This window comes from Providencia sp. PROV268, from assembly GCF_028477805.1.
GTDB lineage: Bacteria > Pseudomonadota > Gammaproteobacteria > Enterobacterales > Enterobacteriaceae > Providencia > Providencia stuartii.
The window spans coordinates 1-4,434 of record NZ_JAMPLW010000051.1 but is presented as its reverse complement, the minus strand read 5'-3'; the positions used below and the strand labels follow the sequence as shown (position 1 = coordinate 4,434).

At 40.6% G+C, this 4,434-nt stretch carries 3 protein-coding genes, 5 tRNA genes and 1 rRNA gene; 8 read left to right on the top strand and 1 reads right to left on the bottom strand.

The window, feature by feature from the left end; all coding sequences use genetic code 11:
• The first annotated feature begins 39 nt into the window (after positions 1–39).
• The 4 genes from PR699_RS19490 (at position 40) to birA (ending at position 2,478) form a co-directional block, all read left to right on the top strand.
• A tRNA-Thr gene (locus PR699_RS19490) sits at positions 40–115 on the top strand.
• Positions 116–144: 29 nt separating this feature from the next.
• Positions 145–260: ribosomal RNA gene (gene rrf / locus PR699_RS19485) — 5S ribosomal RNA — on the top strand.
• A gap of 209 nt (positions 261–469) precedes the next feature.
• Entirely contained in the window at positions 470–1,504 is a 1,035-nt protein-coding gene (gene murB, locus PR699_RS19480) for a UDP-N-acetylmuramate dehydrogenase (RefSeq protein WP_014657268.1), read from the top strand.
• The gene (gene birA, locus PR699_RS19475) at positions 1,501–2,478 is read left to right on the top strand and encodes a bifunctional biotin--[acetyl-CoA-carboxylase] ligase/biotin operon repressor BirA (protein ID WP_004923065.1); all 978 of its coding nucleotides are present in this window, start codon (positions 1,501–1,503) and stop codon (positions 2,476–2,478) included. The genes murB and birA overlap by 4 nt, the downstream gene beginning before the upstream one ends.
• 37 nt (positions 2,479–2,515) lie before the next feature.
• Here the strand turns inward: birA and coaA are convergent, their stop codons facing one another.
• The gene (gene coaA / locus PR699_RS19470; protein ID WP_004924900.1) at positions 2,516–3,466 is read right to left on the bottom strand and encodes a type I pantothenate kinase; all 951 of its coding nucleotides are present in this window, start codon (positions 3,464–3,466) and stop codon (positions 2,516–2,518) included.
• 438 nt (positions 3,467–3,904) lie between these two features.
• Here coaA and PR699_RS19465 point away from each other — a divergent pair.
• The 4 genes from PR699_RS19465 to PR699_RS19450 all read left to right on the top strand — a co-directional run bounded on the left by PR699_RS19465 (position 3,905) and on the right by PR699_RS19450 (position 4,313).
• A tRNA-Thr gene (locus tag PR699_RS19465) sits at positions 3,905–3,980 on the top strand.
• A 16-nt stretch (positions 3,981–3,996) separates the two neighbouring features.
• A tRNA-Tyr gene (locus PR699_RS19460) sits at positions 3,997–4,081 on the top strand.
• Positions 4,082–4,156: 75 nt separating this feature from the next.
• A tRNA-Gly gene (locus PR699_RS19455) sits at positions 4,157–4,231 on the top strand.
• A gap of 6 nt (positions 4,232–4,237) precedes the next feature.
• A tRNA-Thr gene (locus tag PR699_RS19450) sits at positions 4,238–4,313 on the top strand.
• The last annotated feature ends 121 nt before the right edge of the window (positions 4,314–4,434 follow it).

Here is a 4,434-nt window from a genome sequence, read left to right as displayed (position 1 = left end):
TTTAAAGGTTTTGTCAGTACTGACTGACCGCACCATATTGCTGATATGGCTCAGTTGGTAGAGCACACCCTTGGTAAGGGTGAGGTCCCCAGTTCGAATCTGGGTATCAGCACCATGAATTTATCAGTATTAAAAAAGAATTTACCTAGCGGCAATAGCGCGGTGGTCCCACCTGACCCCATGCCGAACTCAGTAGTGAAACGCCGTAGCGCCGATGGTAGTGTGGGGCTTCCCCATGTGAGAGTAGGGAACTGCTAGGTTTTAAACATAGAAAAGCCACCTTAGGGTGGCTTTTTGCTATTTAGCCCCATTCAAATTATTCTGTATCTTCTTTTTTCTTGTTCCAGACACATTGCCATTTCAACCTAATACTCCTAATGTCATGAGAGGCATCTCATTATTTAATGATTCTCGCGGGTCAGCCTGATAGACTTAGCTCATCTTTATTGGTTATCTATTGAAGGCTGCAATGAACCCATCCCTTGAATTAAAACCCTTTAATACTCTCGGTATTGAAGCACAAGCAAAGTCAGTTTGTATTGCTGGATCAGCAGAAGAGATTTATCAGCAATGGCTTAATGCGCAAAAACAGCAGTTACCTGTTTTGATCCTTGGAGGGGGAAGTAATGTGTTATTTATTGAAGACTTTGATGGTGCGGTAATTCTCAATCGTATTAGAGGTATTACTATCACAGAGACCCCAGAATATTGGCATGTGTATTCTGCGGCAGGTGAGAACTGGCATCAATTTATTGAATATTTAATGGGTAAAGGTATCTATGGTGCTGAAAATTTAGCCTTGATACCTGGCTGTGTAGGTTCTGCACCAATTCAAAACATAGGTGCTTATGGTGTTGAGCTGAAGGATTTATGTGAGTATGTCGATACTCTGAACCTCCAAACTGGTAAGACAGAAAGGATAGAGGCTGAGGCCTGCCATTTTGGCTACCGTGATAGTATCTTTAAGCATGATTATCAGCATTCTCATGTGATTATTGGGGTTGGTTTGAAGTTTGCTAAACAATGGTTACCTAAACTCACCTATGGGGATTTAGCACTCTTAGATGCCGAAACAGTGACTCCACAGCAAGTGTTTGATGCCGTATGCCAGACACGGAAAGCAAAATTACCTGATCCCGCCGTGACGGGCAATGTGGGAAGCTTCTTTAAAAACCCAATTATTACAGCAGATAAAGCGCATCAAATAAAACAACGTTTTCCAACTTGCCCACAGTATGCCCAAGAAGATGGCTCAATAAAGGTTGCTGCGGGCTGGTTGATAGACCAATGTGGGTTGAAAGGCTATGAATTAGGTGGCGCTGCTGTACATACACGGCAGGCTTTAGTCCTCATTAATAAATGCCATGCGACAGGGCGTGATATTGTTGACTTAGCTAAATATGTCAGCCAAACCGTGCATAAGCATTTTGGTATCATGCTTGAGCCAGAAGTGAGGTTTATTGGTAAACATGGCGAAATTAACCCTATGGACTGCATTTTATGAAAGAAACCAGTACACCGCTACAATTGATAGAGATCTTATCTGATGCTCAAATCCACTCAGGCCAACAGCTAGGCGATACATTAGGGATGACACGAGCAGGGATTAATAAACATATTAAAACACTGCGTTCATGGGGCATTGAAGTGCAAACTATCGCAGGTAAAGGCTATAAATTGCCCCATACGCTTAATTTGCTCAATGGTGAGTTAATTAAGCAATATATTCAGGGCAGTGATGTGATTGTGGAGCCTGTCATTGATTCAACAAATCAGTATATGCTTGAAAGAATTTCGAGCTTAAAATCAGGCGATACATGTCTGGCGGAGTACCAAAGTGCGGGGAGAGGTCGACGCGGGCGGCAATGGATTTCACCATTTGGTTGTAATCTATATCTATCGATGTACTGGAAGCTTGATCAAGGGCCGGCAGCTGCAGTCGGACTAAGTTTAGTTGTGGGGATCATAATTGCTGAAACCTTAAATAAACTAAGCAGGGGTAAAGTAAAAGTAAAATGGCCTAATGATCTTTATCTTAATGATAAAAAACTAGCAGGTATACTTGTGGAATTAACAGGAAAAACAGGTGATGCCGCACATATCATTATTGGTATTGGAATTAATATTGGTATGGAAAAAAAGAATGTAGATAAAGAGGGTACAATTAATCAGGAGTGGGCCTCATTAATTGATGAAGTAGAAAATATAGAAAGAAATAAATTGTCTGCTGATATTATTAATGCACTGAAAAAAGCATTAGTTTTATTTGAGAAGGAAGGATTAGTTCCCTTTTTGGAGCGTTGGTTTGAATTAGATAACTTCTTGGGAAGGAAGGTTAAGTTGTTGATTGGTGATAAAATTATCACCGGTGTGGAAAAAGGAATAAATCAACAAGGTGCTCTTTTATTACAACAGGATAATGGTGAAATTATTCCTTATATCGGTGGAGAAATATCACTAAGATCTAACGAAAAATAATAAAATGATGCCGGTAAGCTATACCGGCATATAGTGTTTATTTTCTAAGCCTAACATTCTGGATAGAATGGTTTTCGCCTTTGGTCATTATTAAACTTGCACGTTCTTTCGTGGGTAAAATATTTTCTTTTAGGTTTAAACCATTAATTTCATCCCAAATAGAGCCTGCAATTTTAACGGCTTCTTCTTCGCTTAATTTAGAATAATTGTGGAAGTAGGAATCAGGATCGGAAAATGCCCCTTGGCGGAACTTTAGGAACCGACCAATATACCACTGCTTTAATAATTCAGGGTCTGCATCCACGTAGATAGAGAAATCAACAAAGTCTGAGACAAACACATGATGTGGGTCATGTGGATAGTCCATATCACTCTGTAGCACGTTTAAGCCTTCTAGAATTAGGATATCAGGCTGATCAATAACCTGTTGTTGGTCAGGCACAATATCATAAGTAAGATGTGAGTAGACCGGTGCAACAACGTTACGCGCCCCTGATTTTATCTGCGACACGAAATTCACGAGTCTTCGCATATCGTAAGACTGAGGAAAACCCTTTTTCTTCATGATATTTCGATCTTTGAGTACCTGATTAGGATACAAAAAACCATCTGTCGTGATTAAATCAACTTTTCTATGCTCAGGCCAACGTGTTAATAAGGCCTGTAATAGACGAGCCGTTGTGCTCTTGCCTACAGCAACACTGCCTGCAATCCCAATAATATAGGGAACCTTTGCTCCATTTGTTCCTAAGAACTGCTCTAATACAGCCTGACGGCGCAAATTGGAGCTAATATAAAAATTGAGTAAACGAGATAATGGTAGGTAGATTTCAATAACATCTTCCATCGAGAGTTCTTCATTAATACCTTTCAACTCTATCAATTCGCTAGACGTTAATGTCAAAGGGACTGAATCACGTAATGTTGCCCAATGTTCCCTATCAAACTCTAAGTATGGCGTAGTAATAAAATTCTCTGTCTGTTTCATAAACCAACATCTGCCTATTCTATGCAGGTTGGACAGGTTGCCTAAACACCCGTATCCGTAAAATTAAGTTGCATCATAGCGAGTGAAAGATAGTAGGCGTAGAACTTTTTATGTTTTATGTGAATTTTTTTTGACGAAGGCTGTAAAAATAGAACGAGTTGCTGAAAAAAGCAGCGGTTAGAAAGAGGGAACGAAGATACAGAACATCATTTTTTGCTCTAGAAAATGGCCTAAGTCACTTTTTAATGATGCAAGGGCTCTTTACTGATTAAATAATAATGGATTATAGTGGTGTTCTGCTGTAGATGTTTTAAGCTGAATATAGCGAAAAAAGCAGCAAAATCGCAAAAAGTGCATAAAATGTGAGCAAGCGAACAAAAAATTAAAATTTTTTGTTGCAAGTCGCGCTCACTCTTCCTAGAATGCGCAGCACTTGATGCCGGCATAGCTCAGTTGGTAGAGCAACTGACTTGTAATCAGTAGGTCCCGAGTTCGACTCTTGGTGCCGGCACCAATTAACAATTTGGATAGGTGGGATACCCAAGCGGCCAAAGGGAGCAGACTGTAAATCTGCCGTCACAGACTTCGAAGGTTCGAATCCTTCTCCCACCACCATCTCCTGAAGAACTTTTCAAAAAAGTTTATTCAGGTTACATTTAGCAGCTGATAACTCAGGTAGCCGAGTTCATTGCGGGCATCGTATAATGGCTATTACCTCAGCCTTCCAAGCTGATGATGCGGGTTCGATTCCCGCTGCCCGCTCCAAGATGTGCTGATATAGCTCAGTTGGTAGAGCACACCCTTGGTAAGGGTGAGGTCGGCAGTTCGAATCTGCCTATCAGCACCACTTCCCTTATGTTCTCAATTATCTCCCTGATTTGTCTCCTGTAAAAAGCAAGCAAATAAATTTTAACTGCTTGGTTGATGTGGTGTAGCCACCGATTCCGTGTCTTAGAGGGACAATCTAA

Bases quoted from the DNA above. Each gene is read 5' to 3' on its own strand.
- murB (WP_014657268.1), top strand. From the start codon at position 470: ATGAACCCATCCCTTGAATTAAAACCCTTTAATACTCTCGGTATTGAA.
- coaA (WP_004924900.1), bottom strand. From the start codon at position 3,466: ATGAAACAGACAGAGAATTTTATTACTACGCCATACTTAGAGTTTGAT.
- birA (WP_004923065.1), top strand. From the start codon at position 1,501: ATGAAAGAAACCAGTACACCGCTACAATTGATAGAGATCTTATCTGAT.